A 24,124-nucleotide genomic window follows, 5' to 3' on the forward strand; every position below is an offset into this window, starting at 1 on the left:
GCCTCCTCAGTTGGCTGCGATAACCGTGCCACGGCATTCGCCAAAACCGATGCTGGCCACGCCGTCACGCGTGCAGCGGGCACGCAGGATGATTTCGTCGCCGTCTTCGAGGAACTTGCGTACCTCGCCGCTGGCCAGTTCAATCGGCAGCTTGCCGCCTTCGGTGATTTCCAGCAGGCTGCCGTACGAACCCGGCGTAGCGCCCGACAAGGTGCCCGAACCGAACAGGTCGCCCGACTGCAACTGGCAGCCATTGACGCTGTGGTGCGCCACCAGCTGGGCAACGGTCCAGTACATGCTGCGGGTGTTGCTCAGGGTCAGGCGGTGCGGGGCAACGCCCTGCTCGCGCATGCGCTCGGTCAGCAGCAGCACTTCAAGTTCGATATCGTATGCACCGGCGGCCTGGTCGCGCTTGTCCAAAAGGTATGACAGCGGCTGCGGGTCGCCTTCCGGGCGTGCAGGCTGGGCGCAGCGGAAGGGCTCCAGCGCTTCGGCAGTGACCACCCAGGGCGAGATCGTGGTAATGAAGCTTTTGGACAGGAACGGCCCCAATGGCTGATATTCCCAGGCCTGGATATCACGCGCCGACCAGTCGTTGAGCAGGCACAGGCCGGCCACGTGCTCGGCGGCGTCGCCGACCGGGATCGCCTGGCCCATGTCATTGCCCTGGCCAATCCAGATGCCCAGCTCCAGTTCGTAGTCCAGCCGCGCGCAAGGGCCAAAGCTCGGCTCGGTGTGCCCGGCCGGCAAGGTCTGGCCCTTGGGCCGGCGCACGTCGGTGCCGGACGGGCGGATGGTCGAGGCGCGACCGTGATAACCGATCGGCACGTACTTGTAGTTGGGCAGCAACGGGTTGTCGGGGCGGAACAGCTTGCCCACGTTCTTGGCGTGCTCGATGCCCACGTAGAAGTCGGTGTAGTCACCGATCTGCGCGGGTACATGCAACTGGCAGGCGCTGGCCGGGTACAGCGCGGCCTGCAGCGCAGCCTGGTGTTCGCTGTGTTCGCCAAGCAGCACCTGCAAGCGCTCACGCAGGGCGACACGGGCGCTGCGGCCCAGCGCAAAGAATGCGTTCAACGCCCCACCACGGGTGGCTTCGACGGCGGCCTTGGCGGCGCCGTCGAACAGGCCGGCGGCCAGCACCGCCTCCAGGTCAAGGATCGCGTCGCCGATGGCCACGCCACAGCGCCTGGCTTCACCCGGCCGGCTGAAGATACCCAATGGCAGGTTCTGCAGCGGGAAATCGCTGTGCCCGTTGGCATGCTCGACCCAGCTACGGGCATTGGCAGTGTGGTTCATGGGTTATCTCCGGTTCGGGTTGAAGGTGCTCGGCAAGGTGGCCCAGCAACTGTCGTAGTCGGCCTGCAATTGCGGGCATTCAAGGGCTTGCTGGCTCGGGCGCAGCACTTGGCTGGTCTCGAACATGAAGGCCATGGTGTTGTCGATCTTGTGCGGCGCCAGGTCGGCGGCAATGGCTTTTTCGCAGGTTTCGGCGTCGGGGCCATGGGCGCTCATCACGCCGTGCAACGACGCGCCACCGGGCAGGAAGCCCTCGGCCTTGGCATCGTAGGCACCGCTGATCAAGCCCATGAACTCGTTCATCAGGTTGCGGTGGAACCATGGTGGACGGAAGGTGTTCTCGGCCACCATCCAGCGTGGCGGGAAGATCACGAAGTCCATGTTGGCCAGGCCGTGCACGCTGGTCGGCGAAGTCAGCACGGTGAAGATCGACGGGTCCGGGTGGTCGAAGCTGACCGTACCAATGGTGTTGAAGCGGCGCAGGTCGTATTTGTACGGCACGTTGCTGCCGTGCCAGGCAACCACATCCAGCGGCGAGTGCTGCAGTTCGCAGCCCCAGTGTTCGCCGAGAAACTTCTGCACCAGTTGCACCGGCCCTTCGGCCTCTTCGTAATGCGCCACCGGGGCAAGGAAGTCGCGCGGGTTGGCCAGGCCGTTGCTGCCGATCGGGCCCAGCTCCGGAAGACGCAGCGGTGCACCGTGGTTTTCGGCGATATAGCCACGGGCCTGGCCGTCGAGCAGTTCGACGCGGAACTTCATGCCACGAGGGATCACTGCAATTTCCAGCGGCTCGACCTCCAGCACACCCAGTTCGGTGGCAATGCGCAGGCGGCCCTGTTCGGGCACCAGCAGCAGTTCACCATCGGCGTTGAAGAACACCCGCTCCATTGAACGGTTGGCGCGGTAGATGTAGATGCTCACGCCGGCCGGTTTCTCCGCGCTGGCGTTGGCCACCATGGGCAGCCAGCCTTCGATGAAGTCGGTCGGCTCGGCAGGCATCGGCTGGGGGCTCCAGCGCAGGCGGTTGGGGTTGATGGCCCCCAGCGGCCCGCTCAGCGGCTGGCGTGCCAGGCGCTCGAAACGCGGGTGCAATGCAGACGGGCGAATACGATACAACCAGGTACGGCGCAGCTCGCTGCGGGCCATGGTAAACGCGGTGCCCGAGAGCAGCTCGGCATACAGCCCGTAGGGTGCCTTCTGCGGCGAGTTCTGCCCGACCGGCAGGGCACCTGGCAGCGCTTCGCTGGCAAACTCATTGCCGAAGCCGCTGAGGTAGTGAAGGTCGGGTGATGTGTCGCGATTCATCGATGCCTCCGGGCTCTGGTCGAGCCATTGCGGGCAGCTGGCTGCTGGCCCGATGCGGGTGACAGCGCGTCTGCATTGTTTTTATCGTAATCAGATTACGAATAACGTAATTTGCTACGCGCATGGCGTCAAGCTATAAAGGCGCGACTCGACGAATCCGGAAGCAGATGTCCATGACCAAAGCCAGCTCCTCCGCCGACAACGGCAAGCAGAAAGTTCGCTCGGCGGAGGTTGGTACAGACATCCTCAAAGCCCTTGCCGAGCTCTCCCCTTCCACCTCGCTGTCACGCCTGTCAGAACATGTGCAGATGCCGGCGAGCAAGGTGCACCGCTACCTGCAGGCACTGATTGCCAGCGGCTTTGCCGAGCAGGATGCAGCCACCAACCATTACGGCCTGGGCCGCGAGGCACTGCGGGTGGGGCTGGCGGCGCTGGGCAGCATTGATGTATTGAAAATTGCCGCACTGCCGCTGTCGCAACTGCGCGACGAACTGAACGAGAGCTGCTTCATCGCGGTGTGGGGCAACCAGGGCGCCACCGTGGTCAGCATTGAACCCGCGGTGCGTGCAGTGACTGTGGTCACGCAGATGGGCTCGGTGCTGCCGCTGCTCACTTCGTCCACAGGCCTGGTGTTCGCTGCCTACCTGCCTGAGCGCGAGACCCTGGAGTTGCGTGATCGGGAACTGGCTGCCCTGCAGCAGCGTGCAGACGACTACCAAGCAGTACTGGCGGGCATCCGCGAACGCGGCCTGCACCATGTGCACGGGCTGCTGATGCCGGGCGTGGATGCGCTGTCGGCGCCGGTGTTCAACGCCTTGGGGCAGATTGCTGCCGTAATGACCGTGGTCGGGCCGACATCGATCTTCCATGCCGACGAGCACGGTCCGGCGGCGCAACGGCTGCTGGCGGCAGCGCGGGAAACCAGCTGGCGGATGGGCTATTCGCCTGCTGCCTGAACGCTGGCGGCACTATTGCCCGATACGTAAAGGTGAATGTCATAAGCCGCTATTTTTCCTACCGGATCAAGCGCTTATTCTTTACTCACTGGCCGGCATGAAGGGCTCTCCCCCCGCCTTTCATGCCGGCGAGGTTCACCGACGTAGATTTTGAAGCTCCTTGATCTGACGTCTCGATTGGCCGCTGCGGCTTGCAGCGGCCTTTTTTTTGCCCTGAACAACATGCGCTCTCGACTGGCTGACGCGGCCCCTGTGGGAGCGGCCTTGTGTCGCGATCGGGCTGCAAAGCAGCCCCGGCAATTTATGCAGTGCGGCTGATATCCTGGGGCCGCTCTGCGGCCCAATCGCGACGCAAGGCCGCTCCCACAAAGTACCCTGCAAGCTCTCTACAGCGGGTACTTCTGCAGGTTCGCCATCATCTGCTGCAGCGCCTGCAAACTGTCCTGCGGATGCACTGCCCGCTCAAAGTCACCGATCCGTGCCCAGTTCTCGGCCACCTGCTCCGGGGTAAAGCCTTCGCGCGGATCGAAGCCCACCCCCAGGCTGCGCTCCCAACGCACCTTGCCCACCCAGCCGCCGCCTACTTCGAACAGCTCACCGGTGCCCTGGCACTGCTCGCTGCCCAGGTACACCACCAGCGGGCTGACCAACTCGGGCTTGAGCCGCTCGAATACCTGGGGCGGGATCAGACCTTCGGTCATGCGCGTGCCACCGGTGGGGGCGATGGCGTTGGCCAGGATGCCGTGCTTGCGCCCTTCGATCGCCAGGGTGCGGGTCAGCCCGTACAAGCCCAGCTTGGCCATGCCGTAGTTGGCTTGGCCGAAATTGCCGTAAATGCCAGAGGTAGAAGCGGTGAAGATCACCCGCCCCCAGTTCTGCTCACGCAGGTGGGGCCAGGCCGCGCGGGTGACTTTGTAGGCCCCTTCAACGTGCACCTGGTAGACCTGCTCCCAGTCGCTGTCGTCCATCTTGTGGAAGGTCTTGTCACGCAGGATACCTGCATTGTTTACCAGCACATCAACCCGGCCAAAGCTGTCCAGGGCCTGCTCGACGATACGTGCACCCTGGCTGACCGAATCGTGGTTGGCGATGGCGATGCCACCGGCGGCGCGGATCTCTTCCACCACCCGGTCGGCGGCCGAGGCGCTGGCACCTTCACCGTGGGTAGATCCGCCGAGGTCGTTCACCACCACCTTGGCGCCACGTGCGGCGAACAGCAGCGCATGGGCACGGCCGAGGCCACCGCCGGCTCCGGTGACAATCACCACGCGATCTTGCAGACGGACAGGCTCGCTCATGCTCATGGCTCCAGGCAGGTTCAGGTAAGCCGAGTGTCCGCCGCAAGCAACGGGCGGACAACAAAGCTCACGCAGGCTGAATGCCTGGCAATAACGCAGGGCGATGCGGCCCGGTCAGGACCACGCCACTTTCTGCGGATAGAAGCTCACAGGCTGCTCACGAAAGGCCAGGTAGTGGCGCAGCACCTGGGCTGGCGCTTCAGTGTGCGGGTAATGGCCAATGCCCGGTAGCTGCACGGTGTCCGGTTCCGGCACCAGTTGCCGGTAGCGCTCAAGCATGTGCGTGCCGGAAAGCGGGTCGACCACGCCATTGATCAGGCGCAGTGGCACGCCTGAACGCTGCATCGCCCCGACCCAGCGCTCGCGGTGCAATCTGCGCTCGGGCATATAGCCCACCAGCTTGTGCAGGATGCGCGTCCCCCGGTTGGCGGCAATCAGGCTCCAGAAATCATCCAGAGCACTTTCGCTGGGGTGGGTGCAAGGGCCGTAGACCTGCGTCACGTTGCGCACCAGGTCATCACGCCCGAACGAACGCCCGACCAGCCAGCCGAACCGGCTGAGTAGCAGCTTCTGGATCAGCAGCATGCGGCAGCTTTCGGGGAACAGCCCGCTGTTGAGGAAAACGCAGCTGGCAACCTCGGCACGCTGTTCATGGTGCCGTGCCAGCAATTCCTGGGCGACGCTGCCGCCGTAGTCGTGGGCCAGCAGGTGCACCGGCTGGTCGACCTGCAGGTGGCCAAGCAAAGCCTCCTGCAAGTCCGCCTGCTCCATCAGGCTGTAGGCGTGATCGACCGGCTTGGCCGAATCGCCAAAGCCCAGCATGTCGCAAGCGATCACCCTGAAGCGTTGGCTCAAAGGCCCCCACAAATAGTGCCAATCCCAGCTGGCGGTGGGGAAACCGTGTAACAGAAGCAGGGGCTCTCCTTGCCCTGCGGTCCAGTAGCGGATGCTCTGGCCCCGGAAAGTGAAACTCTGTCCCCGGGTACGCCAGACGCACAATGGAATTTCGGCCATAGGCATCAGAACGGTCCCGGTGATTTGGTGTTGGCGGAATAGGGCAAGGCTGCGGTCATTGCATGTCACCTCGGCACATACATGTGCTCTCTATGTCGAGGCAGAGTCTAGCCAGCAGGCCATGGGCTGAAACTTGCGTTGCCAGCCAGCTTGATGACTGAGCGAGTCAGTGGCACGAACGGTCAGAGCAGCATGGCCAGCAGCGGTGCCGCGAACAGGTTCAACAGCCCCGTCAGGACCATGACCAGCCCGGCCACCGAGCCTTCCTCGCGGCCTACCTCCTGGGCCCGGCTGACCCCGGCACCATGCGCGCCAACGCCGAACAGCGCACCCCGTGCCAACGGCGTGCGCAGCGGCAACCAGCGCAGCAGCACGCCACCGAACATGGCGCCGAGCACGCCGGTGAACATCACGAACACCGCCGTCAGCTCTGGCACCCCACCCAGGTCATGGGCCAAGGGCATGGCAAACGGCGTGGTGATCGAACGCGGCACCAGCGACAGGCTGGTTGCGTTGTCCAGCGCCAGCAGGTGCGCAAGGCCCCATGAGCTGGCGATCGAGGCACTGCTGCCCGCCACCATGCCCACCATCAGCGCCGGCCAATGGCGCGCCAGCATGGCCCGCTGCTGCCAGATCGGCACCGCGAAGGCCACGGTCACCGGGCCGAGCACGCTCATCAACCAGTGGGTGTTGCGGGCATATTCGGCATAGGCTGTATGCAGCGGCACTGCCACCGCCAGCAGCAACACTGGCACCAGGATCAACGGCGACAGCAGGTAGCGCTTGCTGCGCCGGTACAGCCAGCGGCTGCCCAGATACGCCAGCAGGGTCAGGGCCAACCAGAACAGCGGCATGGGTTCAAGGCTCATGGCGCAAACTCCAGCGGCACACCAGCTCCACGGTCAAAGCAGTCACCACCATCACCATCAGCGTGCTCACGGCGATCACCAGCAAAATGCGCCAGCCCTCTTCACGGATGAGCGAACCGTAATCAAGCAGGCTCATCAGCGCCGGGATGAAAAACAGCAGCATCTCAGCCATCAGCCAGCCAGCGCCCAATTGCAGCATGGCCGGCTTGAGCACACCCGAAGCGAACAGTATCAGCAACAGTGCCAGGCCCATCACGCCACCGGGGATCGGCCAGCCCAGCCAACTGGCGAGCTGGCCGCCGAGCAGGAACAAAGAACAAAGGATCGCCAGCTCGACAAGCAGGCGCAGGGCTTTTTTCATTAACGCGGGTTTCATGGTGCGGATTCCTCGACAAGCCCTCATTTTAAGATTCGGCTGCCTAGGCCAGAAGCGAATTGTTAGACTGGTCGCCATTCCATAATGGAATCCGAGCATGGAATTCAAACAACTGCGCAGCTTTATCGAAGTGGTCCAACGCGGCGGTTTTACCCAGGCGGCGCAAACCCTGCACATCAGCCAGTCGGCGGTGAGCAAGCAGGTAGCACAGCTGGAGCAAGATGTGGGCCAGCCGCTCCTGGAGCGCCAGGCCTCGCAGCTGCACCTGACGGCTGCCGGGCGCATTGTGCTGGAGCGTGGCGAGGCCCTGCTACGCCAACGCCAGGCACTGCTAAATGAACTCGACGACCTAAGCCAGATGGAGCGTGGCGAGCTGCGCCTGGGGTTGCCGATGCTGGGCAGTGACGCCTTGTTCGCCAGTTTGTTCGCCGAGTATCGGCGGCGCCACCCTAACATCGCGATCCAGTTGCTCGAAGGTGGCAGCCGTAACGTGGAGCAGGCGGTGAAGAGTGGCGAACTGGAACTGGGCGGCAGCCTGACGCCTAGCGACGAAACGTTCGACTACCAGCCGTTTTGCAATGAACCGCTGGATGCCCTGCTGCCGGCTGGCCATGCCTTGGCGGGCCTGGACGGGGTCGACCTGGGGCAACTGGCCGATACGCCGTTCCTGCTGTTTCAGCGCAGCTTCGTGCTCAATGACCGGCTGCTGAAGGCGTGCCAGCAGCAAGGGTTTATCCCGAAGGAAGGCGGCCGCAGTGGCCAGGCGGATTTTTTGGCAGCGCTGGTGGCAGCGGGCCAAGGCGTGGTGTTGCTGCCCCGGGTGGTGGCAAAAGCGCTTGAGCGCCCTGGGGTGGTGCGTTTGCCGCTGCGTTCGCCGCAGGATTTGCGGTGGGATATTGCCTTTATCTGGCGGCGCGGGGCGTACCTGTCACGGGCGGCGCAGGCGTGGTTGGCGTTGCTGCGCGAGTGGCCGGTGCCGGGCAGTAGCTAATGATTGAGCCAGTGCCGGCCCTTTCGCGGGTGAACCCGCTCCCACAGGGACACCACAGTTTGGGAAAACTGCGCCCTACATGTGGGGTTTACCCGCGAAGAGGCCAGGACACGCGAGCATGCCCCGTCAGGCTTTCAACGCTTGAAGCAGCTCCGCCAACCACGGTTCGGCATCGGCTTCCGGGGTCACCGTCTCGCTGGCATCCAGGCGCAGCATCGGCTGCACTTCGCGCACGCCCAGCTCGGCAAACAGCTCGCGCATTTGTTCGCCACCACCACAGTAGGTATCGCCATAGCTGGCGTCGCCCAGCGCAATCACTGCACCCGGCAGGCCACGCCAGGCCGCAGGCAGGGTGTCACGAATGGCGCTGTACAACGGCATGAGGTTGTCCGGCAGCTCGCCCATGCCGGTGGTCGAGGTCACGGCCAGCAAGGCGTCTGGGGCAAAACCTTCAAGGTCCTGCAAGGTGGCACGCGCCGCATGCCAGGCCTCCAGGCCTGCTGCCTTCAGCAGCGATTCGGCGTGACGGGCGACTTCTTCGGCGGTGCCATAGACCGATCCGGAAATAATGGCGACTTTCATCGGGTAGAGGATTCCGAAACTGAGTGAAAACGTAGGATACTAGCATTCAGCGCTGGCAAAAGGCCGCCTCTACCAAAGTCGCCGCCTTCAGCCTTTCTTTGCTCAATGGCCCAGACATGATCAACGCGCAATTGCTGCAATCGATGGTCGATGCGTCCAATGACGGGATCGTGGTTGCCGAACAGGAAGGCGACGACACCATCCTGATCTACGTGAACGCCGCCTTCGAACGCCTGACCGGCTATAGCCGCGACGAAATCCTCTACCAGGATTGCCGCTTCCTGCAGGCCGACGACCGTGACCAGCTTGGCCGTGCCCGCATCCGCAGGGCCTTGGCCGAAGGCCGCCCCTGTCGCGAAGTGCTGCGCAACTACCGCAAGGATGGCAGCGCGTTCTGGAACGAGCTGTCCATTACACCGGTAAGGCTCGAAAGTGAACGGCGATCCTATTTCATCGGGATTCAAAAGGATGTCAGCCGCCAGATCGCACTGGAGCGCGAACTGGCCGAGCTGCGCGCTAGCCTGATACCCGACGAACGCACCTGAACCAAGTACGCCACGCACGGTCAATACCGTTGAAGAAATCGCCACCACCGAGTTCGATCATGCAAGCAGACGCGCTCCTGACCCAGGACGAGCTGGATTTCATCCAGAGCATGCAGCATTCGCCACAGTTGAACCTGGCCGACTCGATGTCGAGCCTGCTGGTCAATGGCGACCGTCGCATCCAGAGCTTGCTGACCCGCCTGGTGGCCAACGAACAAGTGACTTTGCAGGCCCAGTTCAACAACCAGCAGATCAGCTTCCCGCTGCAGTTGGTGGAAGACGAGTTCCACGCCTTGCATCTGCAAGTGGGTTCACCGGAAATCTACGAAGACGGCCCCATGCTGCGCGCGTGGCGGCTGCCGATGGATACGCCCAGCCCGTTGCTCGACAGCCATGAGCAGCAAAGCGGCCTGTGGGTCCGCGACATTTCGTTCAAAGGTGTGCTGGTTGAGATCCGCGGCTTGCCAACAGCGCCCACCCGTTTCGAGTTGAACTTCGCACCGGGCGACATCAGCCCGATCGAACTGCATGGTGTGCTGGGCCGGCGCATCGGCCCGGACCTGGCAGCCTACGACCTGGGCCAGAGCCCGGCAGAAGAGATCGACCGCCTGCGCGACTACATCCTCCAGGCCCATCGCCGGGCGCACCCCGAACTGCACACTCAAGTATCGAGCTGACCGGCCAGAAACTGCCGCAAGCGCTGGCGCATCACACTACCTTGCGCCCCCAGACAGGCGATCTGGCTGCCTGCCAGGTGGTCCTGTGCCACTTCTGCAGCTTCGCCGGCCAGCAACAACGGGCATTCCAGTACCGCAGCCATGCGCACCAGTCGGCGGGTGAGTTCAGCCGTGGGTGGGTGGTGGGAAAACAGCACCAGGGCATCGGGTTCCAGGCGTTCGCAGACCAGCGCCAGCTCCTGCAGCGGCTGCCCGCTTGCCAAGGGCGTCACGCCAATCTCGTCGCTGCCCAGGCTCAGGCCGGTCACCAGTAATTCCAGTTCGTGGCATTGCCCTGGCAACGCTGCCAGCAGCACTGTGCGGCCACGCGGCACCTGGGCGAGCTGCAAACGGGCAAATACCCGGCCACGCAAGAACTGGTCAAGGAACAGCCACTCGCTGGCCTGCCCATAGACGCCCTGCCCGGCCGCCAGGTCGTGCCAAACCGGCATGAACACCTCGGCGAACACTTGGTCCAGGGTGTTGGCAGCAAACACCTCGTCGAACAGCCGGTCCAGGCCGGCCATGTCAAACCGCTGCACGGCCTGACGCGCCTGGTGCTGCCAGCGCAACCAGGCGTCCGTCGCCCCGCTGACCTGCTCGGCAAGGGCATGGCCGCGAGCGAGGATGCTGCCCACTTTGCTCACCGCTACGCCGCGCTCAAGCCAGCCGAGGATACGGCGGATATCATCGATGTCCGCTTGGGAATAAAGACGGTGGCCACTGTCGGTGCGGGTTGGCTGAATCAGCCCGTAGCGGCGCTCCCAGGCACGCAGGGTCACGGCGTTGACACCCGTCAGTCGGGAAACTTCGCGGATCGGAAACAGCTCCTGCTGCTCAAGAGCCACTTCGATCAGCGGATCACGTCCATGTTCGTTCATCTGCACGGCGTACCCTGAGTGCGGAATTTGGGCGCTCATTCTACTACGCCGACACCGATCGCAGGGTGCAACCGTTTGCCGGCTGACATTTGCCGAAGATCACACAGGCGCGATAATCCGCGCCCGATTCTTGCATGCACACCTGCGTAGCCCACCACCCCGGGCCACGTAGCCAAAGGGGCCAGCTACCCGCCAGCCCCGTTGCCAGGAGATACACGATGTCTACCCCACCCGTCACCTTGATGGTGTCGCGCCGCGCCGCCCATGGCCGCTACCAGGACCTGCTGGCCTGGCTGCATGAAGGCGAGCAGCTGGCCACCGACTTCCCCGGCTACCTCGGTTCCGGCATCCTCGCCCCGCCCGCCGATGGCGACGAATTCCAGATCATCTTCCGCTTCAGCGACGAACCCACCCTGCATGCCTGGGAGCATTCCGCCTCGCGCCGGGCCTGGTTGCAGCGCGGCAACGGGCTGTTCGAGCGCCCCAAAGAGGCGCGCGTCAGTGGTATCGACGACTGGTTTGGCACCAATACGGTGCAAAAACCACCGCGCTGGAAGCAGGCCGTGGCCATCTGGCTGGCATTTTTCCCGGTCTCGCTGGCGTTCAATCTGCTGTTCGGCCCCTGGCTGGCGACGCTGGACATGCTGCCCCGGGTAATGCTCAGTACCTTGGCCCTGACGCCGCTGATGGTGTACCTGTTCATCCCCCTGTCCACCCGCCTGCTGGCCAGTTGGCTGCATGCCTCCCCGGCCACCACTGGCGCCTTGCGCAGCCGCTGAACCCAGGCCATACAACAAGGAAACAGTTCGGGTATGCTGGGCGGCAACCAAAGGACAGACAAGTTGACCGCCCCGAACATGAACAGCCCCATTCTCGTTACCGGAGCCAGCCAGCGCGTCGGGCTGGCCCTGGCCCTTGAACTGGCACAGGCCGGCCATACGGTGGTCAGTGCCAGCCGCAGCGTCCATCCACAGACGGCCCACCCGAACATCGTGCACTTTCAGGCCGACCTGTGCCTGGCAGCCGATCGCCAGGCCCTGATCGATCACCTGCATACCCATTACGACGGCCTGCGCGCCATCATCCACAACGCCTCGCTGTGGCTCGATGACGGGCTCGACAACCTCGAGACCATGTTCCGCCTGCACGTTGAAGCGCCCTACCACCTCAATCTGGGCCTGGGCGACCTGCTGGCCAAGGTGGACAAAGCCGACATCATCCATATCTGCGACGAAACCTCTTCGCGCGGCAGCAAAAGCCACATCGGCTACGCTGCCACCAAGGCTGCGCTGCAGAACATGGTGCTGTCGTTCGCTGAAAAATATGCGCCCAAGGTGCATGTGAACGGTATCCTGCCCGGGCTGCTGATCCTCAAGGAAGGGGGCGACGAAGCCTACCGCCAGCAAACCCTGAAAAAGGCCCTGCTGGAGTTCGAACCCGGCGCCGGCCCACTGATCGAGACAGTCAAGTACCTGCTCGCCAGCCAGTACAGCACTGGCAGCCAGGTGGTCATCAACGGTGGCCGCCACTTGAAGAACCGCATGATCTGAGAGAAGCCCATGACCCCACAGCAACAGCTCGAACTCGAAGCCGCCGCGTTCCGGCGCCTGGTCGAACACCTGCAAAAGCGCACCGATGTACAGAACATCGACCTGATGAACCTGTCCGGTTTCTGCCGCAACTGCCTGTCCAAGTGGTACAAGGCCGCAGCTGACGAGCGCCAGCTCGACCTGAGCCTGGATGACGCCCGTGAAGCGGTGTACGGCATGCCCTACGCCGAGTGGAAAGCCCAATACCAGAAAGAAGCCAGCGCCGAACAACAAGCGGCGTTCGAAAAAGGAAAACCTCGTGACTGATCTGAACACCCTGCGCGCCAGCCTGGCCAGCGGCCACCATGTATTTGCCGATACCTTGGCGTTCATTGCCGACAATTACAGCTATCAGCCGCAGGCCTTCAACAACGGCGGCGTGGAGAACGCAGCCGGGCAAAACGAAGGCTCGTGCAAGACACTGGGCCTGGCGTTGCTGGAAGGGCTGAGCGACCAGGAAGCGCTGCTGGCCTTTGGCGAGCACTACCGTGATGTGCTGGCCACGCCTGAGGGCAGCGACCATGGCAATATCCGTGCGCTGATCGAGCATGGTTTGGCCGGTGTGAAATTTGCCGGGCAGCCGCTGTCGCGCAAGCCGTGAGACAAGCGGGGCTCTGTGGGAGCGGGCTTGTCCCGCGAACACCGGCAAAGCCGGTGCCAGGCACCGCGTGGCTCCATTCGCGGGACAAGCCCGCTCCTACAGAATGCACCCTCAATCCATGAGGGTGCCAGGCCCACCTTCATCCAGCGCTCCCTGCATCAACCACTGCAAGGCCACCGGCCACAGGCTCTCGCGAAACCGGTCATGGAAAAACGCGAAATGGCCAATTTCCTCGACCGAAATATCCACAGGCGCGATACGCAGGTGCCGGGCCCCCTGTAGATAACTCAGCAACCGCTCGGTCGCCGCCACAGTGCCAAACGGGTCATCGGTCAAGCTGATGGCCAGCGTCGCTGCCTGGACGTGGGCAAACGGTACCCTCTCAAGCCGGCGCCCACTTGGCCGGTGCTCATAGCGTGGCGTACGGGTGGTCCAGTCATCCACCACCCCCGCCGGGGTGTCTTCCATCCAGCCCAGGCGCTTGCCAGGGAAGTAGCCCAAAGCGCGGGTTAGCAAAGGCATCACCACATGCCATTTGCCGAACAGCCGCCAGCGTTGATCAGCCGCGTAATCGCGCCAGTAGGCAAACTGTGCGCCTACCATCACTACCCTGCGTATCTGGCCGGCCGACGGTGCCAGGCCTACTGCACAACCGCCAAAACTGTGCCCCACCACGTCTATTGGCTGGCCGGGGAAACGCTCGACCGCATGCGCCAACATCGCTTCGAAATCCAGACGGCCCCAGTCGCTCCACGATGCCTGGAAGCCACGCAACGAAGCCGGGCGGGATTCACCGATGCCACGGTAGTCGTAGGTCAGCACATCGCAGCCCTGGGCAAACAGGTAGTCGGCAAAGCGGGAGTAATAGCGGCAGCGTACCGAAGTGGCCGCGTTGATGATCACCAGCGGGCGCTGGGGGTCAGGCTGGGCGTGACGCCAGCAGAAGCCGCCGAGGCTGTAGCCATCGGCTGTGGCCTGGCGAAAAGGGGTGGCGGGTTGGGTGAGGCTACTCATGGCGCATTCCCTGTTGTTGTGCGCCAAAACTAGCAAAAAATCTTGAACCTGTGCTGGCCTTATCGCCGGCAAGCCGGCTCCCACAGAATTCCACAGGCCATGAGGCTTGTGGTCTAGCTGCGGGAGCTGGCTTGCCGGCGATAGGGCCAGCCCGGTTCGGCTTACAGCTCGATGCAGTCGAACTTCACATCGGTGGCCACGTCGTCGTCATAGTTGACGTCAGCACGCTCGAAGCCGAACAGGTTGAGGAACTGCTTCTTGTAACCGGCATAGTCGGTCAGGTCGAACAGGTTCTCGGTGGTGACCTTTGGCCACAGCGCCTTGCACTCGTCCTGTACGTCGTCGCGCAGCTCCCAGTCGTCCAGGCGCAGACGGCCCTTCTCGTCGACTTCGGCCGGCGCACCATCGGCGCGATACAGACGGTCGCGGTACATACGGTCCAGTTGGTCCTGGGTGCCTTCGTGAACGCCTTTCTCCTGCATGATCTTGAAGACCATCGACAGGTACAGCGGCATCACCGGAATGGCAGAGCTGGCCTGGGTGACCACCGATTTCAAAACGGCCACATTGGCGCCGCCTTTCACTTCGTCGGCCAATTTCTTGTTCAGGCGCAGAGCGGTATCGTCCAGGTCCTGCTTGGCCTGGCCCAGCGCACCGTGCCAGTAGATTGGCCAGGTGATGTCGCTGCCGATGTAGCTGAAGGCCACGGTGCGAGCGCCTTCGGCCAATACGTCGGCGCCTGCCAGGGCGTCGATCCACAGCTGCCAGTCCTGGCCGCCCATGACGGTGACGGTGTCGGCAATTTCCTGCTCGGTGGCCGGCTCGATGCTGGCCTCGATGATGGTGTCCTTGTTGGTGTCGATGGCGGTCGACTTGTAAGGCTCGCCGATCGGCTTCAGTGCCGAGCGGATGACTTCACCGGTCTGCGGCAGTTTGCGCACAGGCGAGGCCAGCGAGTAGATGACCAGGTCGACCTTGCCACCCATCTCGTTCTTGATCAGCTCGATGACTTTGGCACGGGCCTCGTCGGAGAAGGCGTCACCGTTGATCGACTTGCTGTACAGGCCCTCGGCCTTGGCAAACTTGTCGAAGGCAGCGGAGTTGTACCAGCCAGCAGTGCCGGCCTTGGTTTCGGTGCCTGGTTTTTCGAAGAACACGCCCAAGGTGTCGGCCTTGAAACCGAACGCTGCGGTGATACGTGCGGCCAGGCCGTAGCCACTGGAAGCACCGATGACCAGGACCTTTTTCGGGCCATCCTCGCGCACGCCCAGCTTGCGGGTGGCTTCGATCTGGTCACGGACGTTGAGCTCGCAGCCCTTCGGGTGAGTCGTGGTGCAGATAAAACCGCGAACCTTAGGATGAATGATGGCCAATGTCTGTACCTCGTCAGGTTTATGCCGGGGAAGCGCCGCGTGGGGCGATTCCGATTGATCAGAGGGTGAGACTACCCCCGCAGGTTATCCGACACATATTACGGGGTGATCAAAAGGATGCAAAACCTGGGTTTACCTGTACCGGCCCTATCGTCGGCATAGCGCCCGATGAAGGTGTCCAAAATCATTAGGCCAGTTCAAGCCAGCTCTCACAAGGACTGCGCAAACCTTCCGCCCTGTGGGGTACCTGTGGGGGCTGGCTTGGCGGCGATAGGGCCAGTAATGCCAACATCACTCTGAGGCCAAAGCACCTTTCAACCACTCCAGAAACTGCCGGGCCAGCGGATCTTCCTGACTGTCCCGATGCACCAGGCAAGCCCACGCCGGCCCCCGTACCCGCTGCGCCGACAACGCCTGCAGACGCCCCTCCTCCATCGCCCGCTGTGCCAGCAACTGGCTGACCAGGGCCACCCCCAGCCCCTCGCTCGCCGCATCCAGCAACAGCCCGGGATCGGAAAAATTCAGCCCCTTGCCCTGCTGCCCCACATCCTCGCCACCCTCCAGCTGCCAATGGCTCCAGTCCATCTCCCGCTCGCCATGCAAGGTAGTGCGCACAACCGAAGCGGCCATTGAAGGATGGCAGGCCGGGTACAGTTGATCCTGATGCAGCACGCTGAAGCTGCACTCGGCCTGGGCACTGAGGTCATCGCGGATGGCCAGGTCGATGGTCTCGGTGGCCATGTCCGGCACCTCGAAGCTGGTGAACAGCCACAAGTCGACCTGCGGGCAACGCCGGTGAAAGTCAGCCAGCCGCGGCAACAGCCAATGCCTGGCAAATGCCGGGCTGGTGTTGACCACCAACTGGTCAGGCTTGCGGTACTGGTCAAGCCGACGAATGCCCACGGCCAGGTGCTGCAACAGCGATTGGGTGGTGCTGAGCAGGTCATGCCCGGCATCGGTCAGGCTCACGCTACGCCCGCTGCGGTGGAACAGCGGCTGCTCCAGGTAGGTTTCCAGGCTGCGGATCTGCTGGCTGATGGCCGACTGCGTGAGGTTCAGCGCCTCGGCAGCCTTATGGAAACTGCCCAGCCGCGCCGCAGCCTCGAAACCGCGCAGGGCATTAAGAGGTGGCCAGTGTTTAAGCATGATTGATAAGCCCTGCTAATCAGATGTGCGCTAAATCTATCGTTTGTCGCCCGCCAGGCCTAGCCATAGCATGAATACCAACACCCGCGACGGCGGGCTTCGTTGATAAAAATCCTTCATAGATCGGAGTTCACTATGCACCTGTTCCTCGACAGTGGCTGGCGCATGCCCGCCGAATGGGCACGTCACGCGGCAACCTGGATGATCTGGCCACACAATCAGGACTTGTGGGAAAGCGGCTGGAACGTGCGCCTGGCCGATGTACAGCAGGACTACGCTCGGGTCGCAGCGGCCATCGCTCGTTTCGAGCCGGTGAAGATGGTGGTCGACCCGTCTGCCGTGGCCAGCGCCCGCGCGCTCTGCGGTGCCAACATCGAGCTGATCGAACTGGCAGTGGACGACAGCTGGTGCCGTGACAGCGGCCCGAGTTTCGTCTGCCACCCGCAGCATGGCCTGGCCGGCCTGAGCTGGCGCTTCAATGCCTGGGGCGACAAGTCGCAGCATGGTCTGGACCGCAGCCTGGGCCGGCGCATCCTCGACCAGCTAGGCCTCGACGGTTTCAGCACCTCGCTATGCAACGAAGGTGGCGCGGTGCATGTCGATGGTGAAGGCACGCTGATCACCACAGAATCGGTGCTGCTTAACCCCAACCGCAACCCTGGTGTGAGCAAGGCCGAGTTCGAAGCCTGCTTTGCCCGCCATCTGGGCATCAGCAAGACCGTCTGGCTGCCGGGTGACCCGCAATACGTCACCGGCGACATGACCGACGGCCACATCGACGGCGTGTGTGCCTTCGCCCGGCCAGGCGTATTGCTGGTCGACGCCACGCATGATCAAGGCTCGTTGTACGCCGAAGTTGTGCGGGAAAACCGCCGTGCCCTGGAACTGGCCACGGACGCCCGGGGCCGACACTTCGAACTGCTGGACCTGTACGAAGCCACCGCCGCGGTCGACCATAACGCCGAAGTGTTCTGTGCGTCCTACACCAACTTCTACATCGCCAACGGCGCAATCATCATGCCGGCCTACGGCATCGCCGCCGACAAGGAGGCCGCTGCACAGCTGGCCCACGCTTTCCCGGGCCGGCAGATCGTACCCGTGCGTATCGACCACATAGCCCACGGCGGTGGCGGCATCCACTGCATTACCCAGCAGCAGCCGGAGGTACAGCCATGAGCCTGCTACGGGTGGCCACCACTCAGATGCCGTGCAGCTGGAACCTGCCCGATAACCTCGACCGCGCCGAACAGCTTGTGCGCCAAGCCGCTGCCAAAGGCGCCCAGGTGATCCTGCTGCAGGAGCTGTTCGCTACCCCGTACTTCTGCATCGAACAGGACCACCAGCACCAGGCCCTCGCCCAGCCCTACCCCGGCAGCCCGATGCTGCAGCGCTTCGCTGCGCTGGCCGGCGAGCTGGGCGTGGTGCTGCCGCTGAGCTGGTACGAGCGCGCCGGCAATGCCTTCTTCAACTCGCTGACCGTGGCCGATGCCGACGGCCGCCTGCTCGGGGTGTACCGCAAAACCCACATCCCCAACGCTATCGGCTACCAGGAGAAGGAGTACTTCAGCCCTGGCGACACCGGCTTCAAGGTCTGGGATACCGCCTTTGGCCGCCTGGGCATTGGTATCTGCTGGGATCAGTGGTTCCCCGAAACCGCTCGCTGCCTGGCACTGATGGGCGCCGAAGTGCTGTTGTTCCCCACCGCCATCGGCTCCGAGCCCGGCTGCGCCGAACTGGACTCACGCGACCATTGGCAGGTGGCCATGCGCGGCCACGCCGCCGCCAACCTGTTGCCGGTGGTGGCGGCCAATCGCGTAGGCGATGAAGTCGCCGCCAGCGACGCTTCGTTGAGCATGCGCTTCTATGGTTCGTCGTTCATCTGCGACCACAAGGGCGCCATGCTCGCCGAGGCCGACCGTGACAACGGCGGCATCTGGCTGCACGACCTGGACCTGGCACGCATGCGCGATGACCGCCTGAGCTGGGGCATCTACCGCGACCGTCGCCCGGAAATGTACGCCCCACTGCTGACTCTGGACGGCAAGCATCCCCATACCCTGAGGGCCTGAGCATGAAACACCACGTTCTAGCCGCATTGGCGCTGGCCATTTGCGCCAGCCAGGCCCAGGCCGAACAGGCCGTTTTGCGCCTGTACAACTGGGCCGACTATTTTGCCGAGGACACCCTGAAGCAGTTCACGGCCGAAACCGGCATCCAGGTCATCTACGACGTCATGGACGGCAGTGAAGTACTCGAAGCCAAGCTGATGTCCGGGCGCAGTGGCTACGACCTGGTGTTCCCCGGTGACACCGTTGCCGAACGGCTGATGCGCGCCGGCAGCCTGCAGCCACTGGACCACAGCCGCCTTGAGGCACTGGACGACATCGAGCCTGGCCTGCGCCAGCTGCATGCCCGGTACCCCAGGGCCAGCCAGGCGACCGTCCCCTACACCTGGGGCACCATCGGCCTGACGGTGAATGCCGAGAAAGTCCGCCAGCGCATGCCCGATGCGCCGCTGGACAACCTCGACCTGCTGTTCAAGCCGGAGCTGGCGGCCAAGTTCGCCGACTGCGGTATCTCGGTCATCGACTCGCCCGACGAAGTGTTGGCTGTGGTCCTCAACTACCTGGGGCGCGAGCCACGCAGCGCCAAGCGTGAAGACTTGGCCGCCGCCAGCGAGCTGCTCAAGGCCATACGCCCGTATGTGCGCAAGTTCCAGTCGCAGCCGGTGACCGAACTGGTCAACGAAAACCTGTGCGTGTCCCTGGGCTATAGCGGCGACGTGATCCAGGCCCAGCGCACGGCCGAGGCCGCAGGCAAGCACCTGGACTTCCAGTACCGCGTGCCCCGCCAAGGCACCACGGTGTGGATGGACACCATGGCCATCCCGGCCGACGCCAGGCACCCGGAATACGCCTATCGTTTCATCAACTTCGTCATGCGCCCGGCGAACATGGCTGCCATCAGCAACTTCACCGGTTACCCCACAGCCAGCGCCAAGGCGCGCCAGGCGGTGGACCCACGCATGCGCGACAACCCCGATATCTACCTCGACGAAGCAACCTATGCCCGACTAATACCGGGCCGCGATATTCCACAGGCTGACATGCGGGCACGCATGCGCGTGTGGACACGCTTCAAGACTGCACAGGACTGAGCCATGCCAAGCCGTAGAACCTTCCTGCAACTGTCACTGGCGGCCGGCCTCGGCACCGGCCTTGGCTTGCCCCTGGGCCTGACTCGCGCCGACGAGCCCGGGCGCTGGCTCATGCCTGACGAGGGCGAACCGCAGCAGCGCGCCTTCATCGCCTTCGGCGCCCAGGATGTCATCTGGGAAGACTTCACCGCCGATGTGCAAGCTGCCCTGGGCCGCATAGCCCAAGCCATCGCGCGTTATCAGCCGGTCACCGTGTTCTGCCGGGCAAGCGAACGAAAGCTGGCCGAGCAGCACTGCGCCAGCCCGCGCACAAGCTTTGTCGAGTGCGAACTGGACGACATCTGGATGCGCGACATCGGCGCCAACTTCGTCCTCAATGACGACGGCGCGCTGGGCGCGGTGGATTTCAACTTCAACGGCTGGGGCAACAAGCAGCGCCACCGCAACGATGCACAGCTGGCCAAGCGGATCGCCACACTCGCCGGCGCGCGCTATCAGCGCAGCGAGTTGGTCGGTGAAGGAGGTGCCATCGAAGTGGATGGCCATGGCACCGGCATCATGACCGAAAGCAGCTGGGTCAATGCCAACCGCAACAAGGGCTGGAGCAAGGCCGAGGTCGAGGCCGAGCTCAAGGAGCGCTTGGGGTTGAGCAAGGTTATCTGGCTGCCGGGCATCGCCGGTGAGGACATCACTGACGGGCATGTGGATTTCTATGCCCGCTTCGTGCGGCCGGGGGTGGTGATTGCCAACCTGGACAACGACGCGGAATCGTATGACCACGGCGTGACGCGCAAGCATCTTGAGATCCTCAAGCGCGCTACCGATGCAGAAGGCCGGACGTTGCAGATTCATGTCGTGTCACCGCCACAGCGCGGGCGGCGTAACAGGTTCAGCAAGGGCAATGAAGACTTTGCGGCCGGATACGTCAATTACTTCGTGATCAATGGCGCGATCATCGCGCCGCAGTTTGGTGATGCGCAGGCGGATGAAGAGGCTCGGGCGTTGCTGGCGGCGTTGTACCCGGGGCGCGATATCGTGCAGCTGGATATTGATGCCATTGCCGCCGGGGGTGGCGGGATTCACTGTGTGACCCATCAGTGTCCGGCTGTTTGAGTTGTGTTGCCTGACCTGGCCTCTTCGCGGCTAAAGCCGCTCCCACAAGGGCCCCGCCGCTCTCAAGGGCTGTGTAATACCTGTGGGAGCGGCTTTAGCCGCGAAGAGGCCGGCACAGTTAAATTCAATCCCGGCGCCGTCGACGCCCGGTGATCATAGACAACGGCAGGTTCTCGCGCAGGCGCACACTCTCGTAGATGGCCGCCAGCACATGCACACACACCAACGCCAACACCGCATCGGCCAACCAGCTGTGCAGGTCGGTCGGCCAATCGGCGCCCCACAGCGCGTCCACCTCCTGGGACGCCCAGCCGGTCAGGACCAGCCCTGCGATACCGGTGAGCATCAACAGCATCACCAGGGCGCCAATTGGCGAATGCCCCAGGCGATGACAAGGCTCGCCGCGCAGCAGCGCACGGGCATGCACTGCCAGGCGCGCCGGGGTTGGCCAGAAATCGGCCCAGCGCGCACTGGGTGGCCCGACAAAGCCCCAGACCACGCGCGCCACGACACAGGCCAGTGCGTAGTAACCCAGCCACTGGTGCCAGTCGTCACCTTCTTCGTTGAAAAAATAGTCGGCGAAGAACACACCGGCGATGGAGAGATGGCACAGCCGCAGGAGCGGGTCCCACAGCTGCACCGTGCCGTCGCTGTTCAATCGTGGTACTCGGACTTGACCGCCTTGCCGCTCACCGGGTCATGGTAGATCTCGACCTTGCGGCCATCCTTGTCGAGACCATAGATCTCGTAGCAGTTGCCCTTGGTAACCTTGAACTTGTTGATCTTGTAACCCTGCTCCTTGAGCTGGGCCTGGAACTTTTCCTGGTCTTGCCAGGTGCTTTTGTCTGCGGTGGTGCATTGGGTGGCGGCGAATGCTGTGCTGCTGCCGATCAGTAGCATCAAGGCGATGAGGGTGCGCATGGGTATGGGCTCCATTCAGTTGAGTGAAAACAGCACGGAATTCAGCTTAGTTGGATAGCCCGCCGAGCGCCCATTGATTTGTTTTTCACATCAATCCGAAAGAAAAACAAACTTAACAAATGAGCCAAAGCCACCGATGCTTGGGCATTACGCCCATCGCACGGAGAACAACAACATGAATGACGTGGTCATCGTCGCCGCTACCCGCACCGCCATCGGCAGCTTTCAGGGCGCCCTGGCCACGGTACCTGCGGTCGACCTCGGTGCCGCCGTGATCAAGCGCCTGCTGGAGCAGACCGGGCTGGACCCGGCGCAGGTGGACGAAGTGATCCTCGGCCAGGTGCTCACCGCCGGTGCCGGCCAGAACCCGGCGCGTCAGGCCGCGATCAAGGCCGGCTTGCCCTACAGCGTACCGGCACTGACCCTGAACAAGGTCTGCGGCTCGGGCCTCAAGGCACTGCACCTGGCCGCACAGGCCATCCGCTGCGGTGATGCCGATGTTGTGATTGCCGGTGGCCAGGAAAACATGAGCCTTGCCCCCTATGTGATGCCTTCAGCCCGCACTGGCCAGCGTATGGGCCATGGCCAGCTGATCGACAGCATGATCACCGATGGCCTGTGGGATGCCTTCAACGACTACCACATGGGCATCACCGCCGAGAACCTTGTGGACAAGTACGGCCTGAGCCGTGAACAGCAGGACGCTTTCGCCGCCGAGTCGCAGCGCAAGGCCGTGGCGGCCATCGAGGCCGGGCGCTTCAACGATGAAATCACCCCGATCGTGTTGCCGCAGAAAAAAGGTGAGCCCAAGGTGTTCGCCCAGGACGAACAGCCACGCCCGGACACCACCGCTGACTCCCTGGCCAAACTGCGTCCTGCGTTCAAGAAGGATGGCAGCGTTACCGCTGGCAACGCCTCCAGCCTGAATGACGGCGCCGCCGCCGTGCTGCTGATGAGTGCCGCCAAGGCCAAAGCCCTGGGCCTGCCGGTGCTGGCGAAGATCGCCGCCTATGCCAGTGCAGGGGTAGACCCGGCAATCATGGGTATCGGCCCGGTTTCAGCGACTCAGCGTTGCCTGGACAAGGCCGGTTGGCAACTGGCCGAACTGGACCTGATCGAAGCCAACGAAGCCTTTGCCGCACAGGCGCTGGCAGTGGGCAAGGTGCTGGAATGGGATGCTGCGCGGGTCAACGTGAATGGCGGGGCGATTGCCCTGGGCCACCCGATTGGCGCTTCCGGGTGCCGGGTGCTGGTGACCTTGCTGCACGAGATGATCAAGCGGGACGCCAAGAAAGGCCTGGCGACCTTGTGCATCGGGGGTGGGCAAGGCGTGGCGCTGGCGATCGAGCGCTGATCAGCAGGCCCGGCCTATTCGCGGGTAAACCCGCTCCCACAGGGACCGCACAAGTTTCAAGGTTTATGCTGTACCTGTGGGGCCAGGGACCACATGAATTTTCAAGGCTTGCACTGTACCTGTGGGAGCGGGTTTACCCGCGAAGAGGCCGGCACAGGCAGCCGATGATCAAGCCGCAGCGCGGTTCTGTTCCAGTGCAGCAGCCAGCACCGCGACTTCCTGGCACTTCTGCACAGCCAGGTCCAGCGGGCAGTGCAGCAGCGCACAAGATGGCGCCAGCCACAGCCGCTCTCCCAGGCGCTCATGGGCATCGTACAGCAGGTCCAGGGTCTGTCCCAGGTTGCAAGGCGCGGGGTTGACGCCGTCAACCAGGCCCAGCGAAAGCACTTTGTAGGCCGGCAGGCGGTCGAGGATGGTCACGTACTGGTCGGGTGCCTGCACCAGGTCGATGTGCAGGCCATCGACCGGCAGGTTGGCGGCCAGGCCGAGGTTGCCGCCAAGGCCACCCGAGTAGGTGGCAATCAGCTTCTTCAAGGGCGCGCGCTGAAGGATGTTATAGACGCGCTCGAAAGCGTTTTTCCAGTCTTGAGGCAGATGTTCGGCGAGAATCGGCTCATCGATCTGTACCCACTCGACGCCCAGCGCAGCCCGGCGGTTGAGATACTGGTCATAGAGCGGCAGCAGGGTCTCGAGGCGCTCCAGCTTGTCGGTCCCGTCGTTGTTTTCGCCCTGCCACAAATAGGTCAATGGGCCGATTACCACTGGCTTGACCGCGTGGCCCAAGGCCTTGGCTTGCGCCACTTCGTCGAAGAGTTGCGCCCAGCCAAGGTCGAACGGTTGGTCAAGCCAGGCAAAGTCGCCAACGGGCAGCAGTTCGATGCCGGCGTCTTTCTGCACCTGCCAGTGGCGGGCACGCAGCTCGCGGTTGCCACCGATGCGTGGAAAGCCCAGGTTGTGTGCCAGTGCCATGTCTTGTCCCTTCAGCATGCATAAATGAATGAGGGGATTGTCCGGTTGACAATGG

General features: G+C 63.3%; 27 protein-coding genes. 13 read left to right on the forward strand and 14 right to left on the reverse strand.

Translation table 11 applies throughout. The features are described 5' to 3' along the window. Nucleotides 1–6: 6 nt before the first annotated feature. A complete protein-coding gene (gene fahA, locus OZ911_RS24215) occupies nucleotides 7–1,299 on the reverse strand; it encodes a fumarylacetoacetase (RefSeq protein WP_016489068.1) in 1,293 nt (430 codons plus the stop codon). A 3-nt stretch (nucleotides 1,300–1,302) separates the two neighbouring features. Then, on the reverse strand, nucleotides 1,303–2,604 hold the full coding sequence (hmgA, locus tag OZ911_RS24220; RefSeq protein WP_016489069.1) for a homogentisate 1,2-dioxygenase: 1,302 nt from the start codon (nucleotides 2,602–2,604) through the stop codon (nucleotides 1,303–1,305). A 173-nt stretch (nucleotides 2,605–2,777) separates the two neighbouring features. On the opposite strand from hmgA, the gene OZ911_RS24225 reads away from it, so the two are divergent. Next, nucleotides 2,778–3,560 (forward strand): IclR family transcriptional regulator, encoded by a 783-nt coding sequence (locus tag OZ911_RS24225; protein ID WP_016489070.1) that lies wholly within the window; start codon nucleotides 2,778–2,780, stop codon nucleotides 3,558–3,560. Nucleotides 3,561–3,946: 386 nt separating this feature from the next. Here OZ911_RS24225 and OZ911_RS24230 read toward each other — a convergent pair whose 3' ends face one another. From OZ911_RS24230 to OZ911_RS24245, 4 genes are all read right to left on the reverse strand, one after another. Further along, complete coding sequence (locus OZ911_RS24230) at nucleotides 3,947–4,858, reverse strand: SDR family oxidoreductase (RefSeq protein WP_016489071.1); 912 nt, start codon at nucleotides 4,856–4,858, stop codon at nucleotides 3,947–3,949. A gap of 114 nt (nucleotides 4,859–4,972) precedes the next feature. Then, complete coding sequence (locus tag OZ911_RS24235; RefSeq protein WP_016489072.1) at nucleotides 4,973–5,878, reverse strand: alpha/beta fold hydrolase; 906 nt, start codon at nucleotides 5,876–5,878, stop codon at nucleotides 4,973–4,975. Between the two features lie 176 nt (nucleotides 5,879–6,054). Next, on the reverse strand, nucleotides 6,055–6,741 hold the full coding sequence (locus tag OZ911_RS24240) for an LrgB family protein (protein ID WP_016489073.1): 687 nt from the start codon (nucleotides 6,739–6,741) through the stop codon (nucleotides 6,055–6,057). Next, nucleotides 6,731–7,117, reverse strand: coding sequence for a CidA/LrgA family protein (locus tag OZ911_RS24245; RefSeq protein WP_016489074.1), 387 nt, complete (start codon nucleotides 7,115–7,117; stop codon nucleotides 6,731–6,733). The genes OZ911_RS24240 and OZ911_RS24245 overlap by 11 nt, the downstream gene beginning before the upstream one ends. Before the next feature lie 97 nt (nucleotides 7,118–7,214). On the opposite strand from OZ911_RS24245, the gene OZ911_RS24250 reads away from it, so the two are divergent. Further along, entirely contained in the window at nucleotides 7,215–8,108 is an 894-nt protein-coding gene (locus tag OZ911_RS24250; protein ID WP_016489075.1) for a LysR family transcriptional regulator, read from the forward strand. Between the two features lie 126 nt (nucleotides 8,109–8,234). Here OZ911_RS24250 and OZ911_RS24255 read toward each other — a convergent pair whose 3' ends face one another. Next, nucleotides 8,235–8,690: a flavodoxin gene (locus OZ911_RS24255; protein ID WP_016489076.1), complete on the reverse strand. Its 456-nt coding sequence runs from the start codon at nucleotides 8,688–8,690 to the stop codon at nucleotides 8,235–8,237. Between the two features lie 116 nt (nucleotides 8,691–8,806). Between OZ911_RS24255 and OZ911_RS24260 the strand changes: the two genes are divergently transcribed. After that, nucleotides 8,807–9,235 (forward strand): PAS domain S-box protein, encoded by a 429-nt coding sequence (locus tag OZ911_RS24260; protein ID WP_023047712.1) that lies wholly within the window; start codon nucleotides 8,807–8,809, stop codon nucleotides 9,233–9,235. Nucleotides 9,236–9,294: 59 nt separating this feature from the next. Next, nucleotides 9,295–9,912: a PilZ domain-containing protein gene (locus OZ911_RS24265; protein WP_023047711.1), complete on the forward strand. Its 618-nt coding sequence runs from the start codon at nucleotides 9,295–9,297 to the stop codon at nucleotides 9,910–9,912. Here OZ911_RS24265 and OZ911_RS24270 read toward each other — a convergent pair. Continuing rightward, on the reverse strand, nucleotides 9,897–10,832 hold the full coding sequence (locus OZ911_RS24270; protein WP_070086424.1) for a MerR family transcriptional regulator: 936 nt from the start codon (nucleotides 10,830–10,832) through the stop codon (nucleotides 9,897–9,899). The genes OZ911_RS24265 and OZ911_RS24270 overlap by 16 nt on opposite strands. 218 nt (nucleotides 10,833–11,050) lie before the next feature. Between OZ911_RS24270 and OZ911_RS24275 the strand changes: the two genes are divergently transcribed. Genes OZ911_RS24275 through OZ911_RS24290 form a run of 4 tightly spaced genes read left to right on the forward strand, consistent with a single transcriptional unit; the run spans nucleotide 11,051 to nucleotide 13,022 of the window. Then, the gene (locus OZ911_RS24275) at nucleotides 11,051–11,611 is read left to right on the forward strand and encodes a putative antibiotic biosynthesis monooxygenase (RefSeq protein WP_016489080.1); all 561 of its coding nucleotides are present in this window, start codon (nucleotides 11,051–11,053) and stop codon (nucleotides 11,609–11,611) included. A gap of 33 nt (nucleotides 11,612–11,644) precedes the next feature. Next, on the forward strand, nucleotides 11,645–12,382 hold the full coding sequence (folM, locus tag OZ911_RS24280) for a dihydromonapterin reductase (RefSeq protein WP_023047710.1): 738 nt from the start codon (nucleotides 11,645–11,647) through the stop codon (nucleotides 12,380–12,382). A gap of 9 nt (nucleotides 12,383–12,391) precedes the next feature. Next, complete coding sequence (locus OZ911_RS24285; RefSeq protein ID WP_010955294.1) at nucleotides 12,392–12,688, forward strand: DUF1244 domain-containing protein; 297 nt, start codon at nucleotides 12,392–12,394, stop codon at nucleotides 12,686–12,688. After that, entirely contained in the window at nucleotides 12,681–13,022 is a 342-nt protein-coding gene (locus OZ911_RS24290; RefSeq protein ID WP_016489082.1) for a HopJ type III effector protein, read from the forward strand. Before OZ911_RS24285 ends, OZ911_RS24290 begins: the two co-directional genes overlap by 8 nt. A 111-nt stretch (nucleotides 13,023–13,133) precedes the next feature. Here the strand turns inward: OZ911_RS24290 and OZ911_RS24295 are convergent, their stop codons facing one another. From OZ911_RS24295 to OZ911_RS24305, 3 genes are all read right to left on the reverse strand, one after another. Then, complete coding sequence (locus tag OZ911_RS24295; RefSeq protein WP_060517411.1) at nucleotides 13,134–14,036, reverse strand: alpha/beta hydrolase family protein; 903 nt, start codon at nucleotides 14,034–14,036, stop codon at nucleotides 13,134–13,136. A 161-nt stretch (nucleotides 14,037–14,197) separates the two neighbouring features. Continuing rightward, the gene (gene fabV, locus OZ911_RS24300; RefSeq protein ID WP_023047709.1) at nucleotides 14,198–15,409 is read right to left on the reverse strand and encodes an enoyl-ACP reductase FabV; all 1,212 of its coding nucleotides are present in this window, start codon (nucleotides 15,407–15,409) and stop codon (nucleotides 14,198–14,200) included. Nucleotides 15,410–15,700: 291 nt separating this feature from the next. After that, the gene (locus OZ911_RS24305) at nucleotides 15,701–16,555 is read right to left on the reverse strand and encodes a LysR substrate-binding domain-containing protein (protein ID WP_016489085.1); all 855 of its coding nucleotides are present in this window, start codon (nucleotides 16,553–16,555) and stop codon (nucleotides 15,701–15,703) included. Nucleotides 16,556–16,690: 135 nt separating this feature from the next. Here OZ911_RS24305 and OZ911_RS24310 point away from each other — a divergent pair, with 135 nt between their 5' ends. The 4 genes from OZ911_RS24310 to OZ911_RS24325 are packed head-to-tail and all read left to right on the forward strand — an operon-like array spanning nucleotide 16,691 to nucleotide 20,825. Next, nucleotides 16,691–17,731, forward strand: coding sequence for an agmatine deiminase family protein (locus OZ911_RS24310; protein WP_023047707.1), 1,041 nt, complete (start codon nucleotides 16,691–16,693; stop codon nucleotides 17,729–17,731). Next, a complete protein-coding gene (aguB, locus tag OZ911_RS24315; RefSeq protein WP_023047706.1) occupies nucleotides 17,728–18,624 on the forward strand; it encodes an N-carbamoylputrescine amidase in 897 nt (298 codons plus the stop codon). The genes OZ911_RS24310 and aguB overlap by 4 nt, the downstream gene beginning before the upstream one ends. 2 nt (nucleotides 18,625–18,626) lie before the next feature. Next, nucleotides 18,627–19,712 (forward strand): extracellular solute-binding protein, encoded by a 1,086-nt coding sequence (locus OZ911_RS24320; protein WP_031311934.1) that lies wholly within the window; start codon nucleotides 18,627–18,629, stop codon nucleotides 19,710–19,712. A gap of 3 nt (nucleotides 19,713–19,715) precedes the next feature. Next, nucleotides 19,716–20,825 (forward strand): agmatine deiminase family protein, encoded by a 1,110-nt coding sequence (locus tag OZ911_RS24325; protein WP_016489089.1) that lies wholly within the window; start codon nucleotides 19,716–19,718, stop codon nucleotides 20,823–20,825. 124 nt (nucleotides 20,826–20,949) lie between these two features. On the opposite strand, the gene OZ911_RS24330 is transcribed toward OZ911_RS24325, so the two are convergent. Both OZ911_RS24330 and OZ911_RS24335 read right to left on the reverse strand, forming a co-directional pair. Continuing rightward, nucleotides 20,950–21,483 (reverse strand): cytochrome b/b6 domain-containing protein, encoded by a 534-nt coding sequence (locus tag OZ911_RS24330; protein WP_023047704.1) that lies wholly within the window; start codon nucleotides 21,481–21,483, stop codon nucleotides 20,950–20,952. Further along, on the reverse strand, nucleotides 21,480–21,746 hold the full coding sequence (locus OZ911_RS24335) for a PepSY domain-containing protein (RefSeq protein ID WP_016489091.1): 267 nt from the start codon (nucleotides 21,744–21,746) through the stop codon (nucleotides 21,480–21,482). The genes OZ911_RS24330 and OZ911_RS24335 overlap by 4 nt, the downstream gene beginning before the upstream one ends. A 175-nt stretch (nucleotides 21,747–21,921) precedes the next feature. Between OZ911_RS24335 and OZ911_RS24340 the strand changes: the two genes are divergently transcribed. Next, nucleotides 21,922–23,100, forward strand: a complete 1,179-nt coding sequence (locus OZ911_RS24340) for an acetyl-CoA C-acetyltransferase (protein ID WP_024718026.1) — start codon at nucleotides 21,922–21,924, stop codon at nucleotides 23,098–23,100. Nucleotides 23,101–23,268: 168 nt separating this feature from the next. On the opposite strand, the gene OZ911_RS24345 is transcribed toward OZ911_RS24340, so the two are convergent. Further along, nucleotides 23,269–24,069: a 5-methyltetrahydropteroyltriglutamate--homocysteine methyltransferase gene (locus OZ911_RS24345; protein ID WP_375341490.1), complete on the reverse strand. Its 801-nt coding sequence runs from the start codon at nucleotides 24,067–24,069 to the stop codon at nucleotides 23,269–23,271. Nucleotides 24,070–24,124: the final 55 nt, after the last annotated feature.

This window comes from Pseudomonas fortuita (genome assembly GCF_026898135.2).
Taxonomy (GTDB): Bacteria; Pseudomonadota; Gammaproteobacteria; order Pseudomonadales; family Pseudomonadaceae; genus Aquipseudomonas; species Aquipseudomonas fortuita.

What these genes read in the sequence shown, in the direction of transcription:
- fahA (WP_016489068.1), bottom strand. Translation starts at nt 1,299, where the DNA reads ATGAACCACACTGCCAATGCCCGTAGCTGGGTCGAGCATGCCAACGGG.
- hmgA (WP_016489069.1), bottom strand. Translation starts at nt 2,604, where the DNA reads ATGAATCGCGACACATCACCCGACCTTCACTACCTCAGCGGCTTCGGC.
- OZ911_RS24225 (WP_016489070.1), top strand. Translation starts at nt 2,778, where the DNA reads ATGACCAAAGCCAGCTCCTCCGCCGACAACGGCAAGCAGAAAGTTCGC.
- OZ911_RS24230 (WP_016489071.1), bottom strand. Translation starts at nt 4,858, where the DNA reads ATGAGCGAGCCTGTCCGTCTGCAAGATCGCGTGGTGATTGTCACCGGA.
- OZ911_RS24235 (WP_016489072.1), bottom strand. Translation starts at nt 5,878, where the DNA reads ATGCCTATGGCCGAAATTCCATTGTGCGTCTGGCGTACCCGGGGACAG.
- OZ911_RS24240 (WP_016489073.1), bottom strand. Translation starts at nt 6,741, where the DNA reads ATGAGCCTTGAACCCATGCCGCTGTTCTGGTTGGCCCTGACCCTGCTG.
- OZ911_RS24245 (WP_016489074.1), bottom strand. Translation starts at nt 7,117, where the DNA reads ATGAAACCCGCGTTAATGAAAAAAGCCCTGCGCCTGCTTGTCGAGCTG.
- OZ911_RS24250 (WP_016489075.1), top strand. Translation starts at nt 7,215, where the DNA reads ATGGAATTCAAACAACTGCGCAGCTTTATCGAAGTGGTCCAACGCGGC.
- OZ911_RS24255 (WP_016489076.1), bottom strand. Translation starts at nt 8,690, where the DNA reads ATGAAAGTCGCCATTATTTCCGGATCGGTCTATGGCACCGCCGAAGAA.
- OZ911_RS24260 (WP_023047712.1), top strand. Translation starts at nt 8,807, where the DNA reads ATGATCAACGCGCAATTGCTGCAATCGATGGTCGATGCGTCCAATGAC.
- OZ911_RS24265 (WP_023047711.1), top strand. Translation starts at nt 9,295, where the DNA reads ATGCAAGCAGACGCGCTCCTGACCCAGGACGAGCTGGATTTCATCCAG.
- OZ911_RS24270 (WP_070086424.1), bottom strand. Translation starts at nt 10,832, where the DNA reads ATGAACGAACATGGACGTGATCCGCTGATCGAAGTGGCTCTTGAGCAG.
- OZ911_RS24275 (WP_016489080.1), top strand. Translation starts at nt 11,051, where the DNA reads ATGTCTACCCCACCCGTCACCTTGATGGTGTCGCGCCGCGCCGCCCAT.
- folM (WP_023047710.1), top strand. Translation starts at nt 11,645, where the DNA reads ATGCTGGGCGGCAACCAAAGGACAGACAAGTTGACCGCCCCGAACATG.
- OZ911_RS24285 (WP_010955294.1), top strand. Translation starts at nt 12,392, where the DNA reads ATGACCCCACAGCAACAGCTCGAACTCGAAGCCGCCGCGTTCCGGCGC.
- OZ911_RS24295 (WP_060517411.1), bottom strand. Translation starts at nt 14,036, where the DNA reads ATGAGTAGCCTCACCCAACCCGCCACCCCTTTTCGCCAGGCCACAGCC.
- OZ911_RS24305 (WP_016489085.1), bottom strand. Translation starts at nt 16,555, where the DNA reads ATGCTTAAACACTGGCCACCTCTTAATGCCCTGCGCGGTTTCGAGGCT.
- OZ911_RS24310 (WP_023047707.1), top strand. Translation starts at nt 16,691, where the DNA reads ATGCACCTGTTCCTCGACAGTGGCTGGCGCATGCCCGCCGAATGGGCA.
- aguB (WP_023047706.1), top strand. Translation starts at nt 17,728, where the DNA reads ATGAGCCTGCTACGGGTGGCCACCACTCAGATGCCGTGCAGCTGGAAC.
- OZ911_RS24320 (WP_031311934.1), top strand. Translation starts at nt 18,627, where the DNA reads ATGAAACACCACGTTCTAGCCGCATTGGCGCTGGCCATTTGCGCCAGC.
- OZ911_RS24325 (WP_016489089.1), top strand. Translation starts at nt 19,716, where the DNA reads ATGCCAAGCCGTAGAACCTTCCTGCAACTGTCACTGGCGGCCGGCCTC.
- OZ911_RS24335 (WP_016489091.1), bottom strand. Translation starts at nt 21,746, where the DNA reads ATGCGCACCCTCATCGCCTTGATGCTACTGATCGGCAGCAGCACAGCA.
- OZ911_RS24340 (WP_024718026.1), top strand. Translation starts at nt 21,922, where the DNA reads ATGAATGACGTGGTCATCGTCGCCGCTACCCGCACCGCCATCGGCAGC.
- OZ911_RS24345 (WP_375341490.1), bottom strand. Translation starts at nt 24,069, where the DNA reads ATGGCACTGGCACACAACCTGGGCTTTCCACGCATCGGTGGCAACCGC.